The sequence below is a fragment of the Streptomyces sp. NPDC088707 genome (assembly GCF_044752725.1).
Lineage (GTDB): Bacteria > Actinomycetota > Actinomycetes > Streptomycetales > Streptomycetaceae > Streptomyces.
Window position 1 is genome coordinate 293,495 of sequence record NZ_JBIVLV010000004.1, and the last position, 25,773, is coordinate 319,267.

17 protein-coding genes are annotated in these 25,773 nt (G+C 70.9%); 7 read left to right on the plus strand and 10 right to left on the minus strand.

Going from position 1 to position 25,773, the window contains the following annotated elements; translation table 11 throughout:
* Nucleotides 1-300: 300 nt before the first annotated feature.
* The 3 genes from ACIP84_RS15235 to ACIP84_RS15245 form a co-directional block, all read right to left on the minus strand.
* A complete protein-coding gene (locus ACIP84_RS15235; RefSeq protein WP_401798177.1) occupies nucleotides 301-1,371 on the minus strand; it encodes a sugar ABC transporter substrate-binding protein in 1,071 nt (356 codons plus the stop codon).
* A 580-nt stretch (nucleotides 1,372-1,951) separates the two neighbouring features.
* Entirely contained in the window at nucleotides 1,952-2,608 is a 657-nt protein-coding gene (locus ACIP84_RS15240; RefSeq protein ID WP_401798178.1) for a maleylpyruvate isomerase N-terminal domain-containing protein, read from the minus strand.
* A gap of 45 nt (nucleotides 2,609-2,653) precedes the next feature.
* Nucleotides 2,654-3,001, minus strand: a complete 348-nt coding sequence (locus tag ACIP84_RS15245) for a GYD domain-containing protein (protein ID WP_401798179.1) — start codon at nucleotides 2,999-3,001, stop codon at nucleotides 2,654-2,656.
* A 234-nt stretch (nucleotides 3,002-3,235) separates the two neighbouring features.
* On the opposite strand from ACIP84_RS15245, the gene ACIP84_RS15250 reads away from it, so the two are divergent.
* Nucleotides 3,236-4,510, plus strand: a complete 1,275-nt coding sequence (locus ACIP84_RS15250; RefSeq protein WP_401798180.1) for a pentapeptide repeat-containing protein — start codon at nucleotides 3,236-3,238, stop codon at nucleotides 4,508-4,510.
* A 429-nt stretch (nucleotides 4,511-4,939) separates the two neighbouring features.
* Here the strand turns inward: ACIP84_RS15250 and ACIP84_RS15255 are convergent, their stop codons facing one another.
* From ACIP84_RS15255 to ACIP84_RS15265, 3 genes are all read right to left on the minus strand, one after another.
* The gene (locus ACIP84_RS15255) at nucleotides 4,940-5,371 is read right to left on the minus strand and encodes a VOC family protein (RefSeq protein WP_401798181.1); all 432 of its coding nucleotides are present in this window, start codon (nucleotides 5,369-5,371) and stop codon (nucleotides 4,940-4,942) included.
* Between the two features lie 443 nt (nucleotides 5,372-5,814).
* Nucleotides 5,815-6,300, minus strand: a complete 486-nt coding sequence (locus ACIP84_RS15260) for a MarR family winged helix-turn-helix transcriptional regulator (protein ID WP_355963538.1) — start codon at nucleotides 6,298-6,300, stop codon at nucleotides 5,815-5,817.
* Nucleotides 6,301-6,775: 475 nt separating this feature from the next.
* On the minus strand, nucleotides 6,776-7,576 hold the full coding sequence (locus tag ACIP84_RS15265; protein WP_401798182.1) for a maleylpyruvate isomerase family mycothiol-dependent enzyme: 801 nt from the start codon (nucleotides 7,574-7,576) through the stop codon (nucleotides 6,776-6,778).
* 764 nt (nucleotides 7,577-8,340) lie between these two features.
* On the opposite strand from ACIP84_RS15265, the gene ACIP84_RS15270 reads away from it, so the two are divergent.
* Nucleotides 8,341-8,862: a DUF2199 domain-containing protein gene (locus tag ACIP84_RS15270; RefSeq protein ID WP_401798183.1), complete on the plus strand. Its 522-nt coding sequence runs from the start codon at nucleotides 8,341-8,343 to the stop codon at nucleotides 8,860-8,862.
* A 259-nt stretch (nucleotides 8,863-9,121) separates the two neighbouring features.
* On the opposite strand, the gene ACIP84_RS15275 is transcribed toward ACIP84_RS15270, so the two are convergent.
* Together ACIP84_RS15275 and ACIP84_RS15280 are read right to left on the minus strand one after the other, a co-directional pair.
* Nucleotides 9,122-9,691 carry a TIGR03086 family metal-binding protein gene (locus ACIP84_RS15275; protein ID WP_401798184.1) on the minus strand — a complete coding sequence of 190 codons (570 nt, stop codon included), beginning with the start codon at nucleotides 9,689-9,691 and terminating at the stop codon, nucleotides 9,122-9,124.
* A gap of 339 nt (nucleotides 9,692-10,030) precedes the next feature.
* Nucleotides 10,031-11,296 (minus strand): saccharopine dehydrogenase C-terminal domain-containing protein, encoded by a 1,266-nt coding sequence (locus ACIP84_RS15280; protein WP_401798185.1) that lies wholly within the window; start codon nucleotides 11,294-11,296, stop codon nucleotides 10,031-10,033.
* A 124-nt stretch (nucleotides 11,297-11,420) separates the two neighbouring features.
* Between ACIP84_RS15280 and ACIP84_RS15285 the strand changes: the two genes are divergently transcribed.
* From ACIP84_RS15285 to ACIP84_RS15300, 4 genes are all read left to right on the plus strand, one after another.
* Entirely contained in the window at nucleotides 11,421-12,152 is a 732-nt protein-coding gene (locus ACIP84_RS15285) for a TetR/AcrR family transcriptional regulator (RefSeq protein WP_401798186.1), read from the plus strand.
* A gap of 204 nt (nucleotides 12,153-12,356) precedes the next feature.
* Nucleotides 12,357-13,760 (plus strand): hypothetical protein, encoded by a 1,404-nt coding sequence (locus ACIP84_RS15290; RefSeq protein ID WP_401798187.1) that lies wholly within the window; start codon nucleotides 12,357-12,359, stop codon nucleotides 13,758-13,760.
* Between the two features lie 27 nt (nucleotides 13,761-13,787).
* Nucleotides 13,788-18,764: a hypothetical protein gene (locus ACIP84_RS15295; RefSeq protein WP_401798188.1), complete on the plus strand. Its 4,977-nt coding sequence runs from the start codon at nucleotides 13,788-13,790 to the stop codon at nucleotides 18,762-18,764.
* 59 nt (nucleotides 18,765-18,823) lie between these two features.
* Nucleotides 18,824-22,672 (plus strand): hypothetical protein, encoded by a 3,849-nt coding sequence (locus ACIP84_RS15300; protein ID WP_401798189.1) that lies wholly within the window; start codon nucleotides 18,824-18,826, stop codon nucleotides 22,670-22,672.
* 84 nt (nucleotides 22,673-22,756) lie between these two features.
* Here ACIP84_RS15300 and ppk2 read toward each other — a convergent pair whose 3' ends face one another.
* On the minus strand, nucleotides 22,757-23,746 hold the full coding sequence (gene ppk2, locus ACIP84_RS15305; protein ID WP_401798190.1) for a polyphosphate kinase 2: 990 nt from the start codon (nucleotides 23,744-23,746) through the stop codon (nucleotides 22,757-22,759).
* A gap of 241 nt (nucleotides 23,747-23,987) precedes the next feature.
* On the minus strand, nucleotides 23,988-24,722 hold the full coding sequence (locus ACIP84_RS15310; protein ID WP_401798191.1) for a restriction endonuclease: 735 nt from the start codon (nucleotides 24,720-24,722) through the stop codon (nucleotides 23,988-23,990).
* 389 nt (nucleotides 24,723-25,111) lie between these two features.
* Here ACIP84_RS15310 and ACIP84_RS15315 point away from each other — a divergent pair, with 389 nt between their 5' ends.
* A complete protein-coding gene (locus ACIP84_RS15315; RefSeq protein ID WP_401798192.1) occupies nucleotides 25,112-25,756 on the plus strand; it encodes a GAP family protein in 645 nt (214 codons plus the stop codon).
* Nucleotides 25,757-25,773 lie beyond the last annotated feature (17 nt).

The following is a 25,773-nucleotide window of genomic DNA, read 5'->3' on the forward strand; positions in this document are numbered from 1 at the left end:
CCTACCCCCCCATGGACGATCACGGACGATCACCGCTGTGCCCGTTTCTGGACCCGGTCGCGCCCTTGCCGGACGTAGGCTGTCGGCCATTCGTCAGGAGGCTCGGTGGACGCGCGGGCGGGCGGGGAGATCGGACTACTCCCGTCGTGTATCCGCCAGTTGGAGCCTTCACCTCTTGTACGTGGAGCCTGACCGGCGGCTGCCCCCTCCATGAAAGGCAGGGAGGGGGCAGAAGAACCGCGGAGGGCGGAGACGCCGGAGCGGTCGGCGGGCCCGGTTCCTACGGGTGCGGGGCGGAGGCTACTTGAGGCCCAGCTCGGTGCACTTCTCGGCGAGTTCAGAGGAGCAGATGTCGGCGGCCGTGTAGATGCCTTCCTCGACGACCGTGGACTTGATGTTCTTCTTGTCGACGACCACCGGGTCCAGGAGGATCGACGGGACGCCGTTGGTCTCGCTCTTGGCGCGGAGCGGCACATCCATCAGCAGATCGACCGCGAGCTCGGCGGCCTTGGGGGCGAGCTCGAGCGGGCTCTTGTAGATGGTGAAGGTCTGGGTGCCGGCGATGATGCGCTGGATGCCCGCGATCTCGGCGTCCTGGCCGCCGACCGGGATGTCCTTGATGCCGGCGTTCTCAAGCGCGGTGATGATGCCGCCGGCCATGCCGTCGTTGGCCGAGTAGACCGCGTCGATCTTGTCCTTGCCGACCGAGGAGATCGCGGCGGACATCTTCTCGCCGGCGACCTTCGGGTCCCACTCGCCGGAGGCCTCGTAGGCGATCTTGCCGACCTTTTCGTCGAGGGCGGTGTGGGCGCCCTTCTTGAAGAGACCTGCGTTCGCGTCCTTCTCGTCGCCGTTGATCACCACGACGTCGGCGGAGGCGGCCTTCGCGCCGAGGGCGGCGAGCAGGGCCTCACCCTGGAGCTCGCCGACCTTGTTGTTGTCGTGGCTGACATAGGCGTCGGCGCCCTCGATCAGACGGTCGTACGCGAGAACCTTGACGCCCTTGCCCTGCGCCTCCTCGACCCAGCCGGCGGCCTTGGTCGCGTCGACCGGGTCGAGCGCGATGACCCTGACGCCGTCGGCGATCAGCTGGTCGAACTGCTGCTTCTGCTTGACCACGTCCGAGACCGCATTGTTGTACACGATTTCGCAGGTGAGACAGGCACCCTTGACGGCCTTCTCGAACTGGGGTCTGTCCAGTGCCTCGTACCGCGCGGTCTTGTTCTCCGGAAGGAGCAGGCCGATCTTGGTCGAACTGCCCTTGTCACCGCTGTCGGCGCTGTCGCCGCCGGCCTGGCCGCAGGCGGCGAGCGAGAGGGCCATCGACACCGCGGCCGTGGACATGACGGCGCGACGCGTCACTGCGTTCATTGGGGTTGCCTCCCTGACGAGGCCGCGACGTTGCGGCCGAGGTGTCACGAAGTCAACTTGTCCGTCACATTGTCGTCAAGAAGTAAACGTTTAACGAGATGGCAACGGTAGTTACCGTTATGTAGGTGAATCCGAGGTGGGACACGAACGTGTGATGGGGTGGGCGGCGCGTTGATCACACCCGCCCTGTCGGCCATCCTCATGTTGACCTTCGGCGGCCCCGCCCGGTCTGCCGCTGCTGGTTCCGAATCTCCGCGGCGCCACTCGGCGGCCACTGGACCCCGCTGGAGTGTTGCTGATGTGCTGCTGATCACCTTGCCTGCCACCGACAAGAGGAAGGATCCGATGCCGGAGCCGGACCACGAAGAGGCACGCAGCTCCGTCTGAGAACGTGCCGGCACCACCACCCATAGCCGCAGGAACTGCCGCCCTTGCTGACGCCGAGCGCCTGGGCCAGGGCCTCGCCCGGCCGGCCTCGGGGCAGCCGACGGCAAGCGCACGCGGCCCTTCCTCGATCACCGCAACCGACCACGAGTCAGCACTGTCGAACCCCTTGGGCACCGGGGATGCCCGAGCGAGCCTATGACCGGGGCGTGCCGTGCCACCGCCACGTGGTGAGACGGGGCTGTCCGGGCAGTTCGCCTCGTCCGGTGGCCCACAAGAGGGTGGGCCAAGGATCGGTGGAGGACGACGCGTCCGGAAACAGTCGAGCGAGCACGCGAGAGCACAGATCGGCCGGCGGGCTCCATGCGAGACCGAGCCCCTGGGCCAGGTCATGTGTGTGCACCAGGGTCTCCACGATCCCCATCGCGGCGAAACCCTCGGGATCCGAAACGCCGAAGACGTGGTGGGCGCGGGTCTGCGGCGGCGTCGTGCGCACCATGGCGACCAGCAGCGCGGAGCTCGCCTCCAGGACCTGCAGCAGGCCGACCGGCCCCGCCTTGCGGCTCGCGTGAACCGTGTTCGCCGGGCCGCCAGGGCGTCGGCTCTCGTACACGAACGGCACCTCGCGGTCCAAGGGCGGTGTTCTGAGGCCCAGTTGCGCAGCGTAGGCGAAGAGGTCGTCACTGAGATGCTCCACGGTCTCCCAGCAGTCCCAGTCCAGCGAACCGGCCTTGTCGTCCCACGCGGCGGGGGGCGCCTCGCGCAGGACTGCCACGGCGAGTTGCACGGCAAGATCGAGGTCGTCCGCGGTGACGGGGGACTGGGAGGGCGACGTTTCGCCTGATGGGGACATGGCAGGACCGTATCGCGGCGGGAGTGGACCACCCTACTGTTTTGATCATCGGTCGTGAGTGATGGTCGACGCGCCCGGCGCCCGGTACTGGATTTGTTCGGCTTTGCGCAGCGCATCGATGGTTTCGTCGACGGCCAGGAGAACCGTCGTCTCGAAGGAGCTGAGCGCGCCGCCGCCACTGATCGCCAGGGCGACCGCGGCCATGGACACGTTGTCGGGCGCTTCCCACAGGTTGTAGCCGTCGTGCGTGCCGAACGCGTACCAGAAGCCGTGGAGCTTCCCGCCGACGGACTCGATGTACGCCTGAGCGGCCTTCGCGCGGTCCTCGGGGTGGACGGTCAGCCTCGCCCAGGTCTCCGGTGTGTAGCTGAACCTCGACAGATAGAGCGGCATGATGTCTCCCTTTCGTTGCACCAAGGGATGCCCGGCGGGGCGGGGGACGCCCCGGATGCGGCCCGCGTGTCCCCTGAACGGCGGGGAGCCCGGCATGCCGGTCAGCGGTCGTAGACGATCAACGACCTGGTCAGAGCTCTTCCGGTGGGCCCCGTGCTGGGGCGTCTACGTCGATCGGGTGCACAGGCGGTGTGGCGTCAGGCCGTTCCGGGCTCTGTCGACTCCGATGGACGGGTGACGGGACGAACGCGCGGCGAAGGACCGGCTCGGAGCGCGTACCTGCGCGCAGTGCGGCGCGGGCGCCGCCGCGGTACGGGCGCTCCCGACGCCGGCGGCCGCGGCCGGTCGCAGTGGCCCGTGCTCGCGGTGGCCGTCCTGCCCGGTCTGGCGGCCTTGGTGGCGCTGCTCTTCACCTGGCGGGAGGTACGGGTCGCCGAGCAGGGCCAGCTCACCGCCCGGTTCAACGACGCGATCACCAATCTCGGTTCCCCGTCGCTGGACGTGCGCTTCGGTGGGATCTACGCCCTTGAGCGCATCATGCAGGACTCACCGCGCGACCAGCCCAGGATCGTCCTCGTCCTCTCCGCGTACGTACGCCGTCACGCGAGCGTTCCCGCGACGGGCTTCGTGAAGGAGCCGACGGAACCGCAGCCGGGGCAGGAGGCGCCCGCCGACCGCCGGCCGCCCACGGACGTCACGGCCGTGGTGAACGTGCTGGCCCGACGTTCGCCCGGCCACGACGGGGACACCCAGGTCGACTGGAACCGGGCGGACCTGCGGGGGCTGTCCCTCTCCACCTGGAGCTTCAAGGACATCGCGAAGGTCCCCGAGGGCAGCGCCCTCCCCGACGAGCGTGCCCCCTTCGGATACGTGAACCTCGAAGGGGCGGACCTGCGCCACGCCACGCTGTCGGGGGTGGACCTGACAAGCGCCTTCATCGGCGAGGCCAACCTGAGCGGAGCGCAACTCCTGCGATCCGACCTCCGAGACGCCGACCTGACAGGCGCGGACCTGTCCGGGGCGAACATCGTGGACACGAACCTGACCGGCGCCGATCTCAGCGGCGCGGTTCTACGAGGGACGTCGCTGGCGCGCCCGGACGTGCTCGTACGCCTGAATCCCAACGACCTGTCCCGCGCTCTGCTCTGGGACGCGGACCTCACCGGCGCGGACCTGTCCGGGGCGAACCTGACGGAGGCGGTCCTGGTCGATGCCGACCTGACGGGCGCGTCCCTTGTGCGCGCCCGCCTCCGCGGTGCGAAGTTCAGCACCTTGGACACCTCTCTCCAGGCGAGGATCGTCTCCGGCACGGTCACGGAGAGCGCGAACCTCACCGACGCAGACCTGACGGGAGCCGATCTGCGGGGCGCCGACCTCCGCAAGGCCAACCTGACCGGAGCGACCCTGAACGGAGCCGACCTGACCGACGCGGACCTACGGGGCGCCCGCCTCACAGGCGTGACACTCGACGGCGCCAAGACGAAAGGGGCTCGCGGTCTGCCGACGTAGAGGTCGGCCCGTAAGCGATCTCGCCCTGCAGTGATCTCGATCGTGTCAGGTGTGATCACGGGGTCGGACCCGTCCTGGACAGCCCCGTCTCCCAGGCTGAGCCCGCGCGCCTTCGGCCAGTTGGTGACCACGCTTCGCCGCGAGGGCGCCGGCTCCCCGGGCCGGGGGCAGCCGTGGGGCCTGCCGCCTGAGGACCGGGTGCTGTCGGTAGTCGGTCATTGCCGCACGAACCCGACGATGCCCGGCAGTCGCAACGACTGCCGGGCACGGGAGGAGCCTGGCGCGAAGGGCCGCCGGGCAGGCAGGAACCTCATGACGGCCGACGGAGGCTATCCGGGCACCGGCCCCCTCATGCCCCACCGCCATCTTCCCGGGGCGAAGGAGCAGGCCCCGGGAGACGGCACCCGCCTCGCCGTCCTCGGAAAAGAATCAGGCGAGGCAGAACTCGTTGCCTTCGATGTCCTGCATCGTGATGCACGACTCGTTGACGCCATCGGCGCGCTGCGTCAGCACGTGTTTCGCGCCGAGCGCCATCAGCCGTGCGCATTCGGCCTCTAGTGTGGCCAGGCGCTCGTCACCCACGAGCCCTGTGCCGACCCGCACATCAAGATGCACCCGGTTCTTGACGACCTTGCCTTCGGGAACTCGCTGGAAGAGCACGCGCGGGCCCACACCCGAGGGATCAGTGCACGCGAAGTAGACCTCGTCCTCGGGCGGCAGCGAGTGGTGGTACTCCTCCCACGTGGCAAAGCCCTCCGGGACTGCCGGTACGACGTACCCCAGCACCTCGCACCAGAAGGCCGCGAGACGCGCAGGTTCCGCGCAGTCGAAGGTCACTTGGAACTGCTTGATCGTTGACATCGGCGCACGATAACAGGGGTCCTGCTCATCTCCCCGGGCGGGTGGATCCACACGTTGCCGGTAGGGCGGCCGCTGCCATCCGCTGCTGTGTTGTGCGGCGGTAGAACGCCTGGCCGGGGAAGACTCCCCGGCGGGCTCGCCGGCGCAGAACGGCGGAGCCCGTGAGATGCCTGGACGTCGGCTTCGACTGTGACGGGTAGTCAGGCAGCCCGGCCCTGCAGGGAGGGCTGACTGTAGGAGCCGGGCAGATATCGCGGGGAAGCAGTGGCCCTGCCCGCGGTCGGCTCAGCGCAGAGAGACGGGCCCGGGCTCCGTCGCGGCGGGATCCTGCCTGGCTGAGTTCCCGTCAAGCCGCTTGAGACCTGTCCGGCGGATCATGCTGGACAGGCACCCGTCCGGGGAGCCAGGCGGCGCGAGCGGTGAACCGGGGCCGCCCGCCCGGATCAGTGGTGCCACGCGTCACCCTTCACGTTGTGGATCATGCGCTGGAGGACCTTGAGGGTGCGGGCGTACTCTTCGTCCGGAATGCCCTCGTGTACCTGGCGGCGCAGCTCCGACTGCCGCGCCGCCGCACGGGAGTACAGCTCCGCGCCCGACTCGGTCCGCAGCAGGTGCCCGTCCTCGTTCTGAAGGACCAGGCCCCGGGCGACGAGGCTGTCGATGTCGCCGGGCAGGTCATCGTCGGGGCCCGGGTAGTAGCTGAGGAATTCGGTCAGTTCCGCGCGGCCCCAGCCCGTCGGGCGCTCGCTGAGGTGGTGCAGGACCCACCAGGCGGGCTGGGTCAGGCCGAGGACGCCGAGCGCGGTCCGGATGTTCTGGACGACGGCCTGGCCGGCCGCGTTGGCCCAGTATCCGATGGGCTGGGCGATGAGGCCGGCGTCGTCGTGGGAGGGGGCGAAGGGGGCTGAGGTGCTGCTCGAAGTGGTCATGGGAAGACCGTAGAAACTCAACTTGACTTGAGGTCAAGCGCCTTGGGTAACGAGTCGGGCCGGACGGCCGACGGGCGGACTTGTCCGGTCGCTCATGTTCGGAGCCAGACAGTCACCCGCGAGAGTGGCCGAAGTGGACCCCACTTCCGCGTTGCCGTAGCAGTGCGACAACAGGGCCTTCTGGAACGTACGTTGGCTTCGACGCCGTTCGAACTGCCACAAGGCCCTGCTCTCGTGCACGGCAGCCGCCGCAGTCTCCCGGTCGACTGACTTCTGGACGAGATCGGTACGACGGCAGTCGCGTCACCTCGTGATCGCTGGGACGGACGAATTCGCACTGCCCTCCAGGTAGACGGTCGGCTTGGTGACGCCCCGACGCCGCGTCGCGGGTTCGAGCTCGGTGCCGCGACTGACGAACCTGGCGAAGAGTCGTGTCTTACCGGCTCGAGGCGCGGCCAACCGCCCCCGCTACGTCCTACTTCTCCTCCGGCTCCCAGGCGCGGAGCAGGTCGAGCAGCCCTGCGTCTCCGTCAACGTGCAAGGAGTCGGCCTGGATCCGGTCGTACAAGTAGAGGACCAACTCACTGGCCGTGCCATGGACGGAGGCGCCGGCCGCGTCCGGGTCCTCGGCGGTCGAGGCAGTGGGCGCGGGGATGCGGGCGGAGCGTGCGCCGTCGCCGTCGACGGTGAGGCGCCAGGAGCGGCCCTCAGCTGCGTGGAAGTCGAAGGCCGTGGGCTTGTGCGGCCAGGCACTCGGCGTTGCGCAGACGGTGAACAGGAACTCCTCCACACCGTCGAGTGTCAGCTCGACCGGCAGCGGCTGCGGGGTGCCCCAGGCGAGCTGGGCGTCGTAGGTGTGCACCGCGGTCTCCTGGACCCGGTGCCGGGCGACACCGCCGGCGGTCTGCGGTGACTGCGACGCGGGCCACCACGTCCAGCAACCGCTCTCCGGTCCCGCCGCGCGCAGGGCGTCCAGCAGAAGCTGCGTCGACGCGTCCAGCCAGGCCAGCAGGGCCTCACGCTCCTGCGGCACTTCCAGCGCGGCGCGCGCGGCGACGGCCTCGGCCGGGGGAGCGTCGGCGGGCCCCGCGCCGACGATGGCGGCCCAGAAACGGTCTCCCCCACCCAGGTGCTTCACCAGATCGAACAGCGTCCACCCAGGGCAGGTCGGCACCTGCGCATCGAGACCGGGCGCGGCGGCGACCACGGCGCGGAAGGCGGTCGACCGTTCATCGATCAGTCGCAACAGGTCAGGGAACTCAAGATTCTTTTCCACGCAGGGTGTCTATCACCATGCTCCGATGATCGGACAGCGATTTTCACAGTCGCCGCCCGTTGGCCATTGCGGACGTCCTCGCCTCCCACCGCTCGGGTGACTGTGGGTGCTCTGGCCTCGCCGCGCGGCCGGGCACCTCGGCGACGTGACGTCCACCCGGTGCGCGTCGCGGTCATGCTGCCCCTCGATGTGATGGACGCGGAGGTCACGACGGCGGAGTTCGGACCAACAGCGGTCACAATGCGGCGGGTTCGGGCGTCTGGGGCATGTACAGGTCGGCGAGGAGTCCGCCGCAGGTCACGGGTGCGTCGTCCCGAGCATCGGTGGATCCGCCGGAACCGTGACAGTTTGGCGGGTCGCGAAGCCGCGGCGGGGCCGGACGGTGGACAGCTGGGGTGCTGGACAGCTGCGGGCGGGACACAAGCGGTGCGGGAGAGGGCCATGCACCTGGCGTGTACACCAGCAGTGCTCAGCGTCAGGCATGGGCAGGTTGTGGGTCCTGTGACCGAGCGAGCCGAACACCGTGCCGCTCGATGGCTCTGCACCCAGAGCGGCCTCACGCTGACGGACCCCACTCCGCTACTGTCCAACCGTGCGCCGATCGGACGCGGAGCCAGTGACACCGGAATCAGTCAGGGGCGCGCACGCGCTGCGGGCCGCAAACGAGGGTTGAACTCGTGAGGTCGCAGGGGCCTGACGAGCTCTGCCGCCCAGCTCCACCCAGGGACTCCTCCGCATCTCGCGCGTCCGATTAGTCTCCCGCCATGACCAAAGATCTCGGCTTCACCTGCTCGTGCTGCGGGGCGCACCACCCAGAGCTCCCGATGAACTATTCGACCAACGCACCCCACGTATGGGACGAGAGTTTCTCCGAACGTTCGGACAGTCTGCTCTCCTCTGACCAGTGCGTCATCCAGGCCCAGTACTACTTCGTCAAGGGACTGATCGAGATACCGGTCATCGGTAGCGACGACGTGCTCTCCTGGGCCGTCTGGGTCTCCCTGAGCCGCGAGAACTTTGCGCGCGCCGCCGACAGATGGGACACCCCCGGCCGCGAGGCTGAGGAGCCGTACTTCGGCTGGTTGAACACCGAAGTTGCCCTTTACTCGCCGAGCACCATCAATCTCAAGACCTACGTACACACCCGTCCCGTCGGCCAGCGCCCTCGTGTCGAGCTGGAACCCACAGAGCACCCTCTCTCGGTCGAACAGCGAACCGGGATCACCCTGGCCCGGGTCCGCGAGATCGCTGAAATCGCTCTCCACCCCACCACCGACAACGCCTGACCGAGCCGGAAAGCGAGGACCTGATGAAGCAGCTGTCGGAGATGGGATGGCGCTCCGCATCGCGGAGTACAGCGTGGGCGGCACCTCGTAGGCAGCGGTCTCAAGAGGTTGAACGTCGTCCGGCTGGTCTCCGGCCGAGAGGTGGACGGCTGCCCTCCTACGCCGAGGATGCAGTCCTTCCGGGGACGTCGATCCAGTGCTGGTGTCATGGGTGAGACAGGTCTTGGTGGCCGTTCGGTGGGGCTGGGCGTGGCCGGGTTCAGGGTGTGCGGCCGCTCGTCGCGAGGGCGCGGACGAAGGCGGGGGCGGTGGGGTCCATGGGCGCGGGGGCGGCGAAGCCCTCGTACGTGCGGTACATCTCGGCGTAGCGTTCGACGACGTCGAGAAGGTGGGTGCCGGTGTCCTCGGGCAGGGTGAAGTCCTGGCCTGTCGCGCGAGCCAGGTCCCAGCCGTGCAGGGCGAGTTCGGCGAGGAGCATGTCGGCGATCTCGCCGGCGGGCATGGTGGTGCCGCCACCGAGGTCGATGTCGCCGTCCCACGCCTCGGGCTTCGCCCAGGCCGTGAGCGCCCGGTCGAGCTGGGCGGCGTACTGCTCGGGCCAGTCGGCGTCCGCGGTGAAGTCGCGCGCCACCAGGTCGTCGGGGAGCTGAGTGCGCAAGGCGCGGTGTTCGAGGCCGTGGGCGGTGTAGAGGACGAGGTGGTTGGCGAGCTCGCGGACGGTCCAGCCTGTACAGCCGGAGGGTCCGGCGAGCTGCTCCGGGCTGATGCCACGGGTGACCCGGGCCGCTTCGAGGGCGCTGCTGGTGAGGTGTGCGTGGATCTCGTTCATGCCGCCCACGCTAGGGACCCCGGTCGCGTCGGTCTTGAACTTTCCCGACACCTCTTCGGGTGGGAGCCGGTCGAGTGTGTGGGATGAGTGGGGGAGCGGGCGAGGGGGAGAGCGAGCTTCACGTGTGGTGGGAGGGGTGAGGCGCCCGCCGACGGGCCTTCGGTGCGCGTTCGTGAGCGGGGGCGCCCGGGGCCCGGAGGCGACGTCCGCTCGGAACGGCCATCGCCCTCCGGGTCCGGGTCAGGTAGCCCCAGCGGATCTGCGGTTGGGAGGGTGGTGGGGGCCACCAGCGACTCACCTGTGGGTGACTGGCCTGCCGCACGCTGATTGCCAGGGGCGTCAGGCGGTGTCGGGGGCGCTGCCGGACGCGGTGGGGGTCGGTTCCTGTTCGCGCAGGGCCCAGGGGGAGCCGTATGCGGTGAGCAGGTCGAGGAAGGGGCGCGGCGGGAGGGCCTCGGGGCCCAGGACCCCCGGCCCTGACCAGGCGCCGGTGGCGAGGAGTTCGAGGGCCACCACCGGGTTGATGGCGGTCTGCCAGACGACGGCCTGCGAGCCGTACTCACGCATGGACCACTGGTTGTCGACCACGTGGTAGAGGTACACCTCGCGGGGCAGGCCGTCCTTCGTGCCCTTGACCCAGGTCCCGGCGCAGGTCTTTCCGGTCATCCGGTCCCCGAGTGCCGCCGGGTCGGGCAGGCAGGCGGCGACCACGTCGCGGGGCGAGACACGGGCCGGGCTGCCGTCCTCGCCGCGGACGGCGACCGGCGTGGTGGAGTCCAGGCCCAGGGCGTGCAGCGTCTTGAGCTTGTCGATGAAGTCCTGGCCGAGGCCGTACTTGAAGGTGACCCGGCGGGCGCCGACCCAGCGCGGGATCAGGAGGACCTCCTCGTGCTCGACGTTGACGCACTCGACGGGGCCGATGCCCTCGGGGAAGTCGAAGACCTCCGGCTCGCTGAACGGGGCGGTGGTGAACCAGCCGCGCTCGCGCTCGTAGACCACGGGAGGGTTCAGGCATTCCTCGATCGTCGTCCAGATGTTGAAGGAGGGCGCGAAGTCGTAGCCCTCGACGGACAGGTCCGCGCCGTCACGGATGCCGATCTCCTCGATGTCGTCGAAGAGCTCGTCGGCCGCGTAGCGGGCGAAGACGTCCGAGAGACCGGGCTCGACACCCATGCCGACGAGCGCGATGCGGCCCGATTTCTCCCACTCGGCGGCCCGTGCGAACTGCTCGTCGCCGAGTTTCACCCCGCAGATGTGGTGCGGGTCGTCGGGGTGCGGACGGGAGAGGGACATGGCCATGTCGAGGTAGTGGCTGCCCGCCGCCAGCGCGGCGTCGAACAGGGGCATCACGAAACGCGGATCGGTGGCGTTCATCAGTACGTCGCATCCGCGCTCGGTGAGCAGCCGGGTCACCGCCTCCTCGTCGGAGGCGTCGACGCGGCAGGCGCTGAACCGCGTCTCCTCGCCGCCGAGGGCCGCGACCGCGGCCTCGGCCCGGGCCAGGTCGTAGTCGGCGACGACGAAGTGGTCGAAGAAGCCGCGGCGGGCGGCGATCTTGGTGATCGCGCTTCCGACACCGCCGGCGCCCACAAGCAGAACACGCATGGCGCAGTCCTTTCTCGGTGAGGCGGGTGCCTCAGGGGGCTGATGGAACCCGGTGCTCCGAGTTAAGGTCAATGATGTTGGCATAAGGCGACGGACCCGGACGGCGACACGGAAGAGCGTGGCGATGGCGAAGGAAGTGGTCCCCGAGGAGGCCCGCAGACGGCGGCGCCCCACGCGGCAGGGGACGGTGCTCTCCGAGCGGCTCATAGTCGAGACGGCACTGCGGATGGTGCGCGAGCACGGGAGCGCAGGCCTGTCCGCGCGGCGGCTCGGCGCCGCACTGGGGGCGGACCCCAGCACCCTGTACCGGTACTTCGACGGCATGGACGGGCTCACACGCGCCATCGGAGAGGAGCTGATCGGCCGGGCGCTGGCCGGCTGGGCCGCGACGGGGCAGTGGCGTGCGGACCTCCGCTCGCTGGGCCTGCGCATCCACGCCGCCTACCTCGCCCATCCGCAGGCCGCGCTGCTGACCGCGAGCCGGGTGACCGGCCGACCGCGGGAGATCGCCGCCGATGAGGCGATCCTCGGGAGCCTGCGCGGCGCGGGGTTCGCAGATGTGGACGCGGTGCGGATCTATCACGCCTACATCGATCAGTGCCTCGCCTTCGCGGCCCTCGACGCGGGCGCCCTCGCGCTCACGGCGAAGGTGCGCGAGGCGGACGAGGAGATGTGGGAGTCGACGTATGCCCGGCTGCCGGCCGACGCGTACCCGAACATCGCGGCCACCGCCGGGCTGCTGGCCGAGCGGATGCCTCACAGCGCGTACCCGGTCGCGCTGGACATGCTGCTGGAGAGCGCCGAACGGCAGTTGGAGAGCGGCGCCGAACGGCAGCTGGAGGCCGGCGGCGGCTGAGTGGGCGGACTGTCACAACGCCTCTGGTCGGCCGGCCCGAGTATGCCTCGGCCCACTCGCGACGCCGGTGATCCCTGGTCCGGCACGCGCCTCCACCTGCCGCCCGCACGTCGTTCGGCTCCTGCTGCCGAGGTGCGGGGAGCGTCGTAGCCTGAGAGGAGACGAATTGCTGTTCCCTGGCAGGCGCACAGGGAGGACGCATCGATGCACACCTTGTTGCTGGCCACGATCATCGACGGCGCGGCGACGGAGTCGTGCGACTATGACGTTGCCGTCGACGGCGGTGCCTTTCAGCCGGCGTCAACCGCCACGCCGGGGCCCGCCGAGTTCCAGGTCGACGACGGGGCGAGCTTCCTGGACATCAGGGCCACGCCGCACGCGCCCGATTTCTGGCCGGTGCAGGGGCGGTTCAAGTTCCAGTTCCCGGGTTCCCCGGACCTGATACCCATCGACGCGCCGGACTCCTTCGGGCCGCCCCGGAGTTCCGGAAGTCCCGGCGCGTTCCTCATCGTGGTCGACACCTATCTGTCCCGGCTGCGGGACGCCTCTGCGGCCTGCCTTGCCTCGCTCGCGGCGGTCCCGCCGTACCGGCTGACGTCGGTTCCCGGCTCCTGGCCGCCGGCCGCCTGGGAGACTCCCCCGGTGTCCGGCATCGACTGCTTGGATCCCGCTCCGGTGGCGGGAGGCGTCCTGCAGGCGACCTCGCACACGATCGACCCGGCGGGTGAGGACGTCGTCTTCGAGCGCAAAGGGACAGCGGTGCCGCAGTTGATCGCCGTCAACTGGCCCACCACCGCGGCTCCGTACTCGGCCGCGGCGCCGACCCCGTTCCTCGTCTACCTCCACGCCAACATGAGCCAGAGCGCGGCGTCGTACTACCTGGGGCCGTACCCCTTCCATTTCGACTACGTCTTTTACGGGCTGTGGAACTACCTCAACTACCGCCAGAGCCCCTTGACTCAATGGCCCTTCTCCCTCGGCCTGCCCTACCAGGTCGCGATGTCGGGCAAGCCGGTGGTCACCGTGCTTCCGTGCAGCCATGTGAGCAAGGAGATCGGGTCCTTCCGGGGCGCCGCCGACGTGGCCACGACGCTGCGGGACATCCAGGGGTGCATGTTCCGCAGGGCCGGCGTCTACGACCCTCCGCCCGACCTGGGGCGGGTGGCACTCGCCGGATTCAGCGGTGCGGGCGGCTTTCTCGCCGCCTTCCTCAACGACCCCGTGAACAGGACGGGTCCGTTCTACGCGAACCACCTGCGCGAGGTCTACAGCTTCGACGTACCGGACGACACCGTGCTCGGCCTGGCCACCGCGATCACGAACTGGCGTGCCTCCGTCACGGCGACGGACACCCGGGCAGCCGTCTACCGGCAGACCGACCACATCGCGCTCCACTCGTACTACCCGCTCGCCGAACGCCCCGCGTCCGGACCGTTCGTGACGACGACCGGGGACGGCAGCCGGACCCTCGGTCTGATCGGGGCCGGCCACTGGCGCGCCGCGGCCGCAGCTCGCGGCCACCCGACGATGGGCTACACGTTCGAAGAGGTCCATCACATGTTCCCCAGCACCCTGCTCGTCGACGCGCTCCGCCGCAGCGGATTCTGACCGCGCCGCCCGTACGGAGGCTCTGAGATGACCCGCGCCGAACTCATCGAACTGCTCGTCTCCCAGACCGGTGGTCTCAGACCCGACAGCGGGACCGCGCAGGCGGAGCTGACGGATCTGCGCACCGCGATGCTCCGGGCCTCGAACGCACGCGGCACGCACGGAGCCTCGTCCGGAACCGACCCCCGGATCGAGACCGGCACGGGAGTCGGGGGCGAGGCTCCGCGTACCTCTGTTGCTGGTAACGGTGTTGGGGGCGAGGATCTGCGTACTTCCCACTGCGGTAACGGTGTTGGGGGCGAGGCTCCGCGTACCTCCGACTCCGCTACCGGTCCCGGAGGTGAGGCGCTGCACACCGAACTGGACTACCTGGTGGGACGGCATCTCGCCGCCGACGCGGCGGACGGACCCGCACCCCGGCTCGTACGGCGGACGTCACCGCAACCGACGGAGAACGAGGCGACACCCGACTGGGCCGTCGCGGCACGACCCGACCGACGCTTCGGACCGTTCAGGGAGGCCGGTGGGCGGCGCGTCTGGTTCGACCTGTACCTGCCGTGGGAGAGGAGGTTCCTCGTACGGCTCGGGGCCACGGGGCCCGCTCTCGCCGTACTGCCCCGGAACGTGGGGCCGGACGGGGAGATCCCGGCCGGAACGGTGTGGGTCGCGGCCAACCGACTGGTGTCCACCGCCCCTGCCGACGGCTGGGTCGGCCTGCGCGTCACCGGCGGCACACTCGGGGTCGAGGGAGGAAGCGCCCAGCTCACACCCGGTCAGCTGACCGTGACCGCCGACAGCCTGGTGACCCTGACCCTGACCCTGGAACTGGAGCGAACCCGCGAGTCGGGCGGCGGCGAGAGGCCTCCCACGGCCGACGAGGTCCCCGCCGTCCGTCGACTGCCCGGTGCCGAGGCAGAGGCGACCGGCTGCGCGCTGCCGACGACGGCGGTCCTGCGCCTCGACCCGGACGGATCCGGGACGGTCGGCGACCTCGACGCGTCGCTCACGGTCTACGGGCACGAGGTCGTCCTGAGCCGCCGCTCCGGCGGCGCTCGCCTCCCGGAGTACAGCCGCAGGCTCCGCCGCGTGCTCGTTCCACTGGCTGCGGCCCCCGAGCGCCTGACCGTCTCCACCACCGAGGCCGCGCTCTTCACCCCGTCCGGCAGCGGGAAGATCCGGCGCGCCTGGTGGAGCCTGCCGGTCACCGTCGACCCCGCCGGACTGCTCGGTGAAGGGGCCGGCACCGGCAGCCTGCTGCTCTCCGTCTCCTCGGGGCTGCGGGCCGACTGGTACGGGCATGAGGGCGGCCCCGTCTCCCTCGCGTCCGCCGAGATCGACGCGGACGGCTCCTCCCTCCGGTTTGCGGCAGGCCCGGCGGACGAGTCCGCCCGCCAGGTGTTCCGGCTGTGGGAGGAGACCGGCGGCCCCGGAGCCGAAGCGGGGGCGGGGGCGAGGGCGACGCGCTCGACGGTCGAGGTCTCTCTCCCGCGTGCGTTCACCTTCACCTTCTCCAGTCACCACACCGGCACCACCCCGGGGGCGGGTACCGGAACGGGTACGGGCATAGGGACCGGAACGGGCACCGGCACCGACGAGTTCGACGCCCGCGGCGTGGCCCACACCTGGCTCGACCGACCCGTGACCGCGGGCGGCACCCGTCTCGACAGCGTTCTGCCCGTGACATACCGCCTGTTCCACGAGGCGGAGGGCTTCCGGCTGGCCCTCACGACGCATCCCGGGGGAGGCGGAGTCGGCGAGTCGCAGGCGCCCCTCGCCCTCGCTCTCACCAACGCCCTGCTGACGGTCACCACCCCGGACGGTCTCCGGCTCGACGGGCCGCTGGCCGCACCCGACCGGCTGGACATGGGCGAGCTCGGCCTCTCCTTCCGGCTCCGCCATCTGCTCCCCACCCTCCCCGACCCCTACGCGGCCAACTTCCGCACGCCGGCTCTCCGCAGCACGAACCGTGCAGCCCCGGCCGTCCAGGCCCGCGTCAGCTGGGCCGATCCCGCGGCGGCCTCGCTCGACATCCGTGTGCTCCCCGACGCCGAGGGGGAGGCGGACGTGCCGGCGGAACTCGTGCCCGATCCGGAGCCCCTGCCGCTCGAGGTCGGTGCGCGGGAGCCGAACCTCCCCGCGGAGTTCGAGGAGTGGCTCGGGGCCCGTCAGTGCCGCAGCGGCCTCGCGCTGCTCGATGTCTCGTCCCACTCCGACCAGCTGGGCGTCACCGTCACGCTCAGCCGACAGGAGCGACGGGTGCCCCTCAGCGTCGACGGGCTCACGCTGCACGCCGAGGCCGCGCACACGCTGGTCTTCCTTCTGCCGCAGTTCCAGTGGGAGCCGGTCCGCAACCGGGCCAACCCGCTCACCGGCGACGAGGAGGCGCTCCTCACCTTCGCCGGCGACGGCGGACCGACCCTGGTGGGCGCGCGCTCCGACTCCGTGACCCTCGTGCCCGTCACCCCGGTCGCGGTGGCCCGGGAGGTCGTGCGGGCGCACGAGGAGGACGACGTGCCCGCCGCCGTGCTGTGCACGCTGCCGTTCGGCATGAAGGCCGTCGTGCGGCTCGACCCCCTCGACCAGCGCTTCGCGGAGCCCGCCACCCTCCGACTGCGGCGCACCCACTTCACCGGATTCACCGGAGCCCGGCAGATCGCTCTGCGAGCGGGCGTCCCCGCGTCCGCCGGCCTGCGGCCGGCACCTCTCCTGATCGGTCGGGCGTGGCAGTCGGCGACCTTCGAAGGAGCGGGCCCGCCCCATCCGCGACCCGACTCGGTTCTCGGGCCCCTCCGGGAGGACTTCAACGCGTCTTTCACGGGCGAAGTCCCTTTGTCTCGGATCGACTTCGGCGGCTACGGTGCCGGCGTCGTGAGCCGCTGGGTGAACGACTCTCCGGCGGAGGTCCGCGTCAGCCAGGTCACCTTCGACGGATACCACGGGCGGACGGCCTTCGAGCGGATCCAGCTCACCACCCTGCTCGTGCCGTGCTTCGCCGTGCTCGTGCGGACCATCACGCTCGAACGGTACGGCAGCGGCGCCGTCGTCCGCTGGGACAGCGGCTGGACGGCCACCACACCGGGCCGGTTCCGGCACCCGAGGATGGGGCGCATCGGCCACCCGGGCGCCGTACGCGGCCTGTTCGACATCCGCGAGATCCGCGACACCGACGTGTACGTCGAGATCCCGGCCTCCGGCGGCGGGGCCTCGGTCCGCATGCAGGCGGTCCGCTTCGACACCGATGTCGAGATCGGCGGAGTGCAGGAGGGGCAGGGCGCCGAGGGCCGCGTTCCGGGCCGCGGACACCTCGGGTTCGTGCAGCGGATCCCGCTCGAACAGCCCCTTGCCGACATGGAGGTCGGAGCACTGACGCCCGATCAGCTCAGAGAACTCTTCGACAGTCAGGGGCCGATGGGCGGTCAGGTGGACTGCACGGTGAGGGTCGGGTCCTCGCCGCACACGATGCGGGTGCACGGCGTGTACGCGGACTCCGCGGGCGTCAACCCGGGTACGGGCGACGAGGAGTTCGCCGTCGCCCTCTACGGAAGTCCCCGGCTGCCCGCGGCCGGCCGGTGGAGCGTCGTCCGGGTCGACAACACCCGTCGAACCGTCGGGCCGGTGGACGCGCAGCGGGGCGTGCCACTGATTCAGCGGAACAACGCCGTGTCTCACGAAGCGAACCGGTACCCGATGCGCTGGGCCGATCCACGGCACCTCTTCCGCAACTCTCCGGACTCCGACTACGCGTTCCTGTACGCGGGCGAGAGCCAGCGCGTCCTCTACCCGCGCCCGAGGGTCGGCTACCTCGATGCGAACATCAGCAGCCCGCTCGTGCCGCTCTACGCCGACCCCTACACCATGTTGCGCTCCGGTGGCCTCTTCCCCTCGCTCTCCGAGGCCATGACACTCAAGGAGCCGTATCCGCTGTCACTCGCGTCCGGACGACTCACGTTCGTCCCCGACACCGTCACGGCCACGCCGGGCGCGCACCACCAGCGCCTGGTGAACACGACCGCCTGGAACGCCGAAGCCCAGTACGACCAGGCCGAGTTCACCCTGTGCACGGCCGACGACTGGAGGATGTCGGCCACGGCGATCAAACAGCGCCTGGAGTTCAGTCCGGTGAAGGAGATCCTCGTCTTCCAGCACGGCCTCACCTCCCCTGCCACGGGAACCACCGGCTTCCCCCAGTGGCAGGTGAGTCCGGGCAAGGCGCTGGAGCCCGTCGCCGAGGTCCTGGACCTGCTCCGGAAGCTGGTCCCCGGCGTCGACGCCGCCGGCGGGCACGAGGAGCAGGGCCTGCCGGGTCCGCTGCACGTCAGCTCCTCCTTCACCGGCACCGGCTACCGGCTGGCGGCGGTCGCCGACTTCCAGATCCAGGGCGAGCAGGGGGAGGGAGTGAACTGCGGCATCGGGAAGGTCCGGGGCGGACTCACGCTCGGCGCGGAACTCGTCGCGGATCTGCTCGCGGCCGAGGTCGGCGGTTCGGTCTTCCTCGAGATCCGCGGCAGCTACCAGCAGCTGATCTTCCCGTTGATCTACGCAGGCGGGGAACTCCGGTTCCGCATCCGGGGAGACGCCTCCGGCACCACCGCCGTGGAACTCGACGCCTGCTCCGTCGGTTCGGTCGGCGGCGACCTGATCCCCGGGCTCGTCGAACTCGAAGCGTCCGTCACCTACGGCTACTTCATCGGCTACGACGACGCCACCTCCCGGTTCCGTCCCGGGATCGTGCTCGGGATGTCGGGGCGCGCCATGCTCCTGTCCGGACTGCTGGGCTTCAGCCTCTCCGTCGAGGGCCGGCTGGTCCTCCAGCGCGCCGAGCTCGATCCGTCCCACCCGAAGAACGCGGAGGTGCGGCTGCGCGGCGACATCCTCGTCGCCGGCACGGTGACCGTCGCCTGGGCCGTGAAGAAGCGCAAGTCGTTCCACACCACCTATGACGTCAAGGTCGGCTGGGAGACCCTCGCCGTGGCCGCCAAGGCCGGGATCCTGCCGGTGCCCTGACCCCGCCCCGTACGCGCCCCCTCCCAGGAGACAGGGAGACCGGGAGACAGGAGGCCTCGATGCCCATCCACAGCGCACCGCTGAACATCCTGCTCCTGCCCCGACGCTGGGAGCCCCGAGCCGGAACGTCCACGCTCACCCTCGCCGTACTCGTCATCCCCAAGGGCGACCCGAGGGCGCCGTTCCTCGGCACGCCGACCGCGTTCGCCGACGCGGACCTCTCCTTCGACGCGGTGCTCGTGCCGAGTCCCGACGCGCTGCCGGCCCCCGACGCCCCCGCCAACGTGCGCCTCCCGCTCGCCACCGTGCGGCCGGCCCGCAAGCGGGCCCTGTTCGACGCCCTCGCCGGTGCCTTCACCATCCGTCCGGCGAGCACGCCGGACGACCCGGGACAACCACAGGGCGTGAAGAAGTTCCTCCCGCCCAGCTACCGGCAGGCCACCCACTACACGGGCTCGGACTCCCCGTTCTTCGTGACGGACCGGTCGTACGACTGCGCGCTCAAGGCCACGGCACCGTCCCCCGCACCGGGGGAGCCCGGCATCGGGCTCGACTGGGAGGAGATCCTCGCCCTGGTGCTGCGCCAGCCACTGCTCGCGACCGAGCTGGGACTGATCCACGAGACGCGGCTCGACTTCCCGGCCGGTGCTCCCTCCACCGACAACCCCTTCGCCCGAGGCGGCTATCTCTACGCCGACCTCGCCACCGACGGCGACTACGGGACCGAGACCGGGAGCACACCAGGTCTCCTCGCCCGCTTCGCCGCGCGGATCCCCCCGCTGGACGCGGCCCACCGGCGTCCCGTCTTCGCCGCTGTGCTCTTCCCCGTCGATGGCACCGGAGGCGACACCTTCGACGAGGTGTTCGTCGAGGCAGACGCCTACGACGGCGGGTTCGCCCGTGCGGTGCACGGCTCCCAGGCACGCACTTCCGCACAGGTCGAGGTGGAGGCGGAGCCACCGGCCGACGCACTGCCGCCGGTCAAGGACACGGGGATCCGGCTCGGCTGGGACGACGAGCAGGTGACGATCTGGGTCAACCGGCAGTTCGACGTCAACGCTTCCGGCCCCGGTGCCTCGCCCGACGCGCCCCTGGGGGTGGCCGGCTACCGGGTGGACGTCCGGGAGGAGCCCCCGCCCGGCACTCCGGCCGGCTCCTCCTGGCACTCCCTCGTCGCGGTCCGCGCCGACGCGCTCGACCTGGCGGGCGTTCCCCTCGGCGCGTACGACGGCGAACTGTCCGTCGAGACCGTCCCGGTCAACCACACCTTCGACCCGACGGGTCCCTTCTGGCTGCCGAGCTACTTCACGGCCTGGACCGGCGGCTCGGTCGTCCTCACCGACCCGGAGGCCTTCCGCATCACCGGAGACCCGGACCTCGGAGCCCGGGCCGTCTACCGGGCGGTGACGGCCGGCACGCCCGCGCTCCGGTACGGACGCACCTACCGGTTCCGGGTCCGGCTCATGGACCTGGCGGGCGGCGGACCCACGGTCTCCGACGCCGAGGACCCGACCGCGGGAGCCGCACCGACGGCGACGGTGCCGTTCCGCCGCTTCGTACCACCGGGGGCCGTGCGGGTCGCCCCCGACGGGGGACTGCTCGCGGACGGGAGGACGGCGATCCATCGGATCCACCGCCCGCTCCTCGGCCACCCCGACATCGTCCACACCGGATTCCCGAACGCCATGGACCTCCTTCTCGCCGATGCCGTCACGGCCAGGGCGGAGCAGCGGGAAGCGGCTCTGCCCGACCCGGACGCCACCCACGTACGCATCGACGTACTGGTGCGCACACCGGCCGGCGACCCGGCCGCCGGCCGGGCAGGCCGGGCCGGGACGTCCGCCGCGGCCGATCCGGCGACGGCCACGGACGCTCACGGCTCCGACTCCGGCTCCGGCCCCGACTCCAACTCCAACTCCGGCTCCGACACGAGCCTGCCCTATGTCCCCCTGTACTCCGTGGTCAGGGAATTCCCTCCGGGCGTCGACCAACCGCTGGTGCTGCGCTCCGTCTTCAAGGACGAGCATCGCGCGGACGCCCTCAAGGACGTGGACCTCGGTCCACTCGACCCGCTCTGGCTGCCCACCGCACGCGACGTCCGACTGGTCCTCACCGCCGTCGGCACGGCGGACCCCGCGCTCGCGTACTGGGGCTCGCAGCAGGCGCGCACCGGTTCCGCGTCCGTCGCCCTGTCCCTCCGCGTGCCCTCCGCCGACGAGCGTGAGCTGCTGCGCGTACCGGCGGACGGTCGCGACATCCAGGCAGTCTTCCTGCAGCCCGATCCGCCGTCCTCCCCGGCGCTCGCCGCACAACTCGCCGTGGCGGGACGCCGCCGCCATGACGCGCCCTCCGATCTGGTGGACCGCCTCGCCGACCGGCTGGGCCTGGTGCGGTCCGGACTCACGCTGTCGGCACCCGCCGGCACCCGCCTGGTCATGGGCGTGTCCAACGGGCTGCGGCACACCCTCAACCCCGACCGTTCGTCCGTCACCTTCGCCTCCAAGGACGACCTGGCCCTGCGCTGGCTCGTCTGCGTACGCCTCACCGTCGCACGCGACTGGACCTGGGACGCGCTGGAACCCGTCGCCTTCACGGTCCGCCGTGACGGCGAGACGGTCGGCGAACTCGTACTGCCGGCCAGGGTGAACGAGACCGCGGCGCGGCACACCGAACCGGGCGACGGATCGGGGACGGGGGCGCCGGGAACGGGATCCGGGCCCGGGGGCGGCGCCTCCGGTGCCGACGGCGCGCGGAACCGGGACCGTACCGAACTCCTCTTCGTCGACGCCTACGACCCGACGCGTGTCGCCGGAGCTCCCCGCGAGGCGCGACTTGACTACACGCTGACACCGTCCTTCCGGGGCGACGAGCAGTCCGCGCTGCAGGACCCCGACCCCGCGTGGGAGCTGAGGCTGCCCGTCACCACCCCGCCCACCCAGGTACCCCGCCTGCTCTCCGCGGGGTTCGCCGCTTCCGGAGCCGTACGCGACCCCGACCGGTACACCTTCACGGGCGAACGGCGCCGCATGCTCTCCGTGGAGCTCGACCGGTCACCGGACGATCCGGACGACCGCTACTTCGCCCGCGTCCTCGCCTACGGTCCGGACCCGATGCTCCTCGACGACGTCGTCGTCCTGCCCGAGCCCGCCGAACCGCCGCTCGACGTGGACGAGCCCGTCCGCGTGGTCACGCCGAGCAGTTCCCGGGACTGCGCGGGCATCACCGCGATGCAGCAGCTCATCCCCGCCGAGCCGCCCCCGGACGGCCTGCCCGGGGCAGGCCACCACTACCTGCTGCCGCTCCCTGAGGGTCTCCACCCCGACGCCCCGGAACTTCTCGGCTTCTTCGTCTACGAACTGAGGGTCGGCCACGACTGCACTCGCTGGTCCACCGCCCGGGGCAGGTTCGGGCTGCCGTTGCGGGTCGCCGGCGTACAGCACCCGCCGCCCCCGCTGCGGTGCGCCGTGACCCGGACCGAGCACGCGGTGACCGTCACGGCCCCGCACGCGGCTCCCGTCCACGAGGGCGCCGACATCCGACCTTTCCCGCCTCGCACGACGATCAGCGCCCTCCTGTACGCCCAGGTGCGGCAGGCGGACGGGGCGGACTGGCGCAACGTCCTCCTCCGGACCCACTCCGCACCGGAGCCGGACGACCAGGTGTACGACCCCGCCGACCGGCCCTACTTCCAGAGCGTGATCACGTTCCCGTACGCCGACATCAGGGGCACCCTCGACGCCCTCGGTCTGCCTGCCGACGCCTCTCTCAGCGTCCTCGCCGTCGAGCTGCTCCCCACCGCGTCCCCCGAGCGCGACCCGCTCACCGCCGGCCTGGGCAGCACCGGCATCCTCCGGACGTCCCCGCTCACCGCGGTCCCGGCCGTGTGCCTCCCGCAGCGGCTCGTGTGAGCCCTTCGCCCTCACGGGAAGTCGGCGTCACGGCACGGCCCTTCCTCGGGCGCGACCCGCAGACGACCCGCGAGAGGGGAGCGCCTACGTGTCGCTGCCCGTCTCCGGGTGGGCCCCCGGGCCTTGAGGGCGGGCGACCAGGGGCGTGGGGGAGAGGGTGGAGGTCTCCTCGCCGGGCTCGAGGAGGGTGTCCGCGGCGCCCACGACGAGAGGGTCGGGTTCCCCCACGGCCTCGGGATCCTTGCTCTCGTAGTCGATGCGCCAGAGGAGGCTGCGCATGGCCTCCAGACGCCCGCGCCGCTTGTCGTTGCTCTTGACGACCGTCCAGGGCGCGTGCGCGGTGTCCGTCGCCCTGAACATGTCGACCTTGGCGGCGGTGTAGTCGTCCCAGAGGTCCAGCGACGCCAGATCGGTGGGGGAGAGCTTCCACTGGCGCACCGGGTCGACCTGCCGGATCGCGAACCGGGTGCGCTGCTCGGACCGTGACACCGAGAACCAGAACTTCACCAGGTGGATGCCGTCGTCGACCAGCATGCGCTCGAACACCGGGCACTGGCGAAGGAACAGCGCGTACTCGTCGTCCGAGCAGAATCCCATGACGCGCTCGACGCCTGCCCGGTTGTACCAGGAGCGGTCGAAGAAGACGATCTCGCCGGGGCCGGGGAGGTGGGTGACGTAGCGCTGGAAGTACCACTGCCCGGCTTCCCGATCCGTCGGCTTGTCCAGAGCGACGATGCGGGCACCCCGAGGGTTCAGGCGCTCGGTGAACCGCTGGATGGTGCCTCCCTTGCCGGCGGCGTCGCGGCCCTCGCACACGACGACCAGCCGCGCGCCGGTGTCCTTGGCCCACCGCTGCAGTTTCAGCAGCTCGATCTGCAGGGTCCGCTTGGCCCGCTCGTACTCGCCTCGCCGCAGCTTGCGGTCGTAGGGGTAGTTCTCCCGCCAGGTACGGATCGGGGCACCCTCGGCGTTGAGGAGAACGGGCTGTTCGGGATTGGTCTCGTCCACGCTCAGGCCGCTGAGCAGCTCCGCCCGGTCCCCGTCCCCGTCACCGGCGTCTCTGATTCCCGTCACACCCTTCACCTCATTGCCGTGTCGTCGGCTGCGGGCCCGTCCACGTCGCCGGGGCCGGAGTTCTCCGCAGCGCTCCTGCCCCGATCATGAAGGACCGTCGGCGGAGCCGGCGCTCTTCTCCGGGTCCCCGCCGCGAGTCCACCCGGTCGTCGGTGAACAAGGATCGCGCGTAGGTCTCGCGTTCGGTTTCCCGCTTCTGCTCGCGAACCGGTGGACCGGCGCGATCGTCCGGCTTCCCCTCTCACCGTTGGCCGCTCAGCGAGACGGGGGCCGTGGGATCCGTGGCGGACGCATCCCAGGGGGCCGGCGTGAGCTGGTCCGTCCACGCCGCCAGCGCCTCGCCGTCCACGCAGACGATCCCGCACGTGGCGGCGTACTCGACGGCCGGCGCGGTGAAGGAGCTCGTGGTCACGACGACGGCCACGTCCGCCTCGTGGATGGTGAAGCAGGTGCCGCCGAACCTCTGCAGGTCCTGGGAGCCGACGTGGTTGTCCGGTGCGTAGTGCTTGCACTGGACCACGACACGCCGGCCGTCCACGGTGACCGCGATGACATCGGCGCCCAGATCGCCCGCTCCGCCCACCACTTCCACGGGGGTACAGCCGTCCCTCGCGCAGAGCGCGGCCACCGTGTGCTCGAAGCCGTCGGCGTCGACGGCCGAGTGGTCCAAGGCCTCGCCGCCGATGTCGGGCGTGACCGGGGCGATGACCAGGTCGTCCCGCCGGACGTCACGCCCTCGCCCGTGCATGCGGAAGGGCAGCAGGTCCCTTCTGGCGGTCGACAGTCCGACGGACAGCACTCCCAGGGCGCCCAGCGCCACGAGGACGGCCGCGACGACTCCTGAGCCGCGGCTTCCCGCCGCCTGGGCTGCTTTGAGGAAGAGCGTCAGCCCAGCGACACCTATCCCCACGAGCCCCACGGCCAGGACGAGATCGCTCCAGACCCTCCGGCTCCTCCTGACCGCGTTCGTGCCCACGCCGGTCGCCTTCATCCGAACCCCTCCCACCCTCACGAGTCGACGGTCCGTCTGTCCGCGCAGGGGGCCTCGAAACGTGGCTGCCGAAGGGGAAGCCCGTGGCGTACGTCTCCATCCAGGTGCCGTCCCGCTGCCGTCCCGCTGTCGTCCGTCCGGCCGCAGGACGGCGCTCGGCCGTGGCGCGCGAGAAGGTGCCGCATCGCCTCGACGATCGACGGCGGGCCCGTGGCACGGGCGAACGGGGGTGACGTGCGGGCGTGGCCTGCTTGACCGGTCCCTCCACCACCTGCAGAGTCGGGATGCGGCACCCGTACCACCGCCGCTCACTCCGCCGGCCGGCCCGCCCGTCCGCCGGCACACCACCCTCACGTGCGGGAGCGGCTGACTCGATGGTCCTCGACCTGATTGTGATCGGTACGGCCATCAGCCTCGGACCCCTGCACAACAGCGCCTTCATCCTGCTGCTCTCCTCACGGCGCGGCTTTCGCAAGGGGCTGGCGTTCCTGTTGTCGTGGTTGGCCAACCTCGTCGCGGTGATCGCCTGCGTGGTGCTGCTGACCGGTGGCCGGCCCCCCGCGCACAACAGCGCTCCCTCGACCGCCGCGGTCGTCGGGAAACTCGTCATCGGGGTGGCACTGGCGCTGTACGGCGTGCACCGGCACCGCCGCCCGCGCCCTCCGCACGGCCCGCCGCGCTGGGCCGCCCGGATCGACGGTGCCTCCCTGGCCACGGCAGCCGCCCTCGCCTGGCTGCTGCAGCCGTGGGCGCTGGTGGGCGTGGGCGCCGCGACCGCCGTCGACGCGAACCTCTCCACCCTGACCGACTGGCTCGCTCTGAGCGGCTACTGCCTGCTGGCCACGCTCAGCCTCGTCGTGATGGAGGTGTACGCGGTCCGGGCGCCCGCAGCCGCGAACGCCCGGCTCAACGCCCTGCGGAGCTGGCTGGAGCAGCACCAGGAGCAGCTGATCGTCGGCCTCTCCCTGTTCGTCGGCCTGTGGGTGACGGCCCGGAGCATCTACGAGCTGGTCGCCTGACACGTACGGCCGCGGCG